Annotated in this window: 1 protein-coding gene; it reads right to left on the bottom strand. The window is 59.2% G+C overall.

Features of this window, described 5'->3' with window-relative positions; genetic code table 11:
• The coding region (locus tag ACFC20_RS17810; RefSeq protein ID WP_375194146.1) for a UvrD-helicase domain-containing protein at positions 1-530 on the bottom strand (530 nt) is incomplete at both ends.

The following is a 530-nucleotide window of genomic DNA, read 5'->3' as shown; positions in this document are numbered from 1 at the left end:
TGCACCCAGGCAGAGATGCTGTCGGCAATGTAGTTGGCTTCGTCCTGCTCGTTGAACGCCGCGTACAGGCTGATCGGTTCGCCTTCCGGACCGTCGGTCCAGAGCTCCTTGCCCAGCCGGCCCTGGTTGTTGGCGATCACCGCGTTGGCCGCCTTCAGGATCATCTGGGTGGAGCGGTAATTCTGCTCCAGACGCACCAACCGGGCATTGGGGAAATCCCGCTGGTACTGCTGGATGTTTTCGACCTTGGCGCCCCGCCAGCCGTAGATAGACTGATCGTCGTCCCCCACCACCGTCATTGGCACGCGATTGCTGGCCAGCACCTGCAGCCAGGCGTATTGAATGGTGTTGGTGTCCTGAAACTCGTCCACCAGGATATGCTGGAACCGGCTCTGGTAATGGGCCAGCAGCTCCGGACGATGCAGCCACAGTTCATGGGATCGCAGCAACAACTCGCCAAAATCCACCAGACCACCCTGCTGGCAGAGTTTTTCGTACTGGCGATAGATCTTCAGCATGATCGACAGGAA

Source organism: Marinobacter sp. (assembly GCF_041984545.1).
In the GTDB taxonomy this organism is placed as follows: domain Bacteria; phylum Pseudomonadota; class Gammaproteobacteria; order Pseudomonadales; family Oleiphilaceae; genus Marinobacter.
The sequence above is the reverse complement of the archived record's forward strand: the minus strand, read 5'-3'. Positions and strand labels throughout refer to the sequence as shown.